This is a genomic window from Flavonifractor sp. An91 (genome assembly GCF_002159225.1).
GTDB lineage: Bacteria > Bacillota > Clostridia > Oscillospirales > Oscillospiraceae > Flavonifractor > Flavonifractor avicola.
Genome location: NZ_NFHA01000085.1, coordinates 1 through 1,791, shown reverse-complemented (window position 1 = coordinate 1,791; position 1,791 = coordinate 1). Strand labels below are relative to the sequence as shown.

Annotated in this window: 2 protein-coding genes; both read right to left on the bottom strand. The window is 58.6% G+C overall.

Translation table 11 applies throughout. From position 1 onward, the window contains the following. Positions 1–194: 194 nt before the first annotated feature. On the bottom strand, positions 195–1,463 hold the full coding sequence (locus B5G42_RS17485) for a VirD4-like conjugal transfer protein, CD1115 family (RefSeq protein ID WP_087273158.1): 1,269 nt from the start codon (positions 1,461–1,463) through the stop codon (positions 195–197). Positions 1,464–1,476: 13 nt separating this feature from the next. Then, positions 1,477–1,791: ClpP family protease (locus B5G42_RS17480; RefSeq protein WP_140399888.1), on the bottom strand; the 315-nt coding region annotated here is incomplete at its 5' end.

Sequence of the window (1,791 nt, the reverse complement as noted above, 5' to 3'; positions counted from 1 at the left end):
AAGGGTACGAAAAAAGGGCCTCGGATTGCTCCAAGACCCTTAAAAATACTATGTGATGCCGCCCACCTGTGCGTCAGGATTGCTGCGACAGGCGGGACGTTTTTCAACTAATTGTCACATAGTGGTCCTGGAAAAAGCCTCATAAATGAGCACATTTAGACTATACCACATGATGGCGGAAATCGCAATATGCCTCATGCCTCGTGCTCATCCTGCTCACGGCATACCGTTTTCTGCTTCGACGGCTGTGCCAAGTGATACAGGGGATGGTCCTCCAGGCGGTATTTCTCCACCTCCTTTGGTGCGCCGCCCCGTGTAAACAGCCACGCATGGTTTAAGGGCATGTTCAGAATGGTGTGGACAGACTTGTTGGCCTTGACGGAGATGTACCGGGCCGTCGCCAGCTCCTGTCCGCCCAGGTAGAGCAGGTGGTCGCAGTTGCTCAGAATGGTAACGGCCTTGTCATGCCCGTATGCGGCCTCCAGCTGTGCAAGGCTCTGGAGGATGATGCTGACGCTGATCTCCCGGGAGCGGATGACGGAACTGATCTGGTCGAAGTCAGCGATGCACCCTGCGGCCCCGGCGGCGAAGTCGTCCAGGATAAGGCGGACCGGGACACGCAGACGGCCGCCCGGGCACTGGTCGGCATGGCGGCAGAGATTTTGAAGCGCCTGGGTGTAGAACAGCGTCGCCAGAGCGTCCATGGACCGGTCTGTGTCGCTGATGGTCAGGAACACGGCTGTCTTGCGGTCGCCAAGGCTCTGGAAATAGATTTGGCTGGAGTTGGTAAACAGCTTCTCTGCCCCATGGAAGGCAAAGGGGGACAGCTTTTCTGCCAGAAACGCCTGGATGCTGGCATAGGTCCTGGGGGACTTCTGGATGTTGCGGAGCATCTGATACTGCGCCGCCGCGAAGCTGTCGGGGGCAAAGGTGCAGACCTCCTCGAACAGCCGGTCAAAGCTGCCGCTCCCCATCTCCCGCAGGAGCCGGATCACGCTGCCCAGATGATGCTCCTGGCGTGGCAGATACTCCAGCACATAGGAAATCATGGCTGAAAGGGCCATCTGGGCGGCCTGCTCCCAAAACGGGTCGTTCTTTGTCTTGACGGGAGAGAGGGCGGCGGCGATTTGAAGAATGTCCTGCTCATGGCAGCACCCCCGCTTTTGGTCCCGGCGTACATACATGAGCGGATTGTACCCATAGGAAGAAGCGGCGCAGTCCTGGAAGTTGATCTCAATGACCTGATAGCCGTTCTTTCGCAGGGCCCGGCCGGTCTTTTTGCACAGGCTGTCCTTGACGCTGGTGACGATGACGCTCTCACTGCACTGAAGGATGTTGGGGAGCACATAGCCACGGGTCTTGCCGGTGCCGCTGGGGCCGATGATGCAGTCGTTGTTGTTCAGTCCCGTGGCCCAGGTATCGTTGCTGATACATGGGCCTTTGTATAAAATTCTCTCTGACATAGTACCTCCTGATTTACAGCTGGTGTATGACTCTGTCGGCAAGGCCCCATTCCACGGCCTCTTCGGCGTCGAAGTAGCTGTCAGAGGCGGTCTTGTCCAGTACCTCCTCCAGGCTTTTGCCGGTGTGGGCCGAAATGATGTCCGCAACCGTCCGGCGGGTCTGCATGAGGTTTTTGGCGATGGCGTCTACGTTCAGCGCACTGCCGCCTACGCCGCCCGGAATCAGCGGGTCGTGTATCATGACTTTGGCGTGGGGCAGCATGTCCCGCCGGTCGCCGGACAGGAACAGGACTGCGGCCATGCTGGCGGCGGTGCCGGTGCAGATGGT

What these genes read in the sequence shown, in the direction of transcription:
- B5G42_RS17485 (WP_087273158.1), bottom strand. Translation starts at nt 1,463, where the DNA reads ATGTCAGAGAGAATTTTATACAAAGGCCCATGTATCAGCAACGATACC.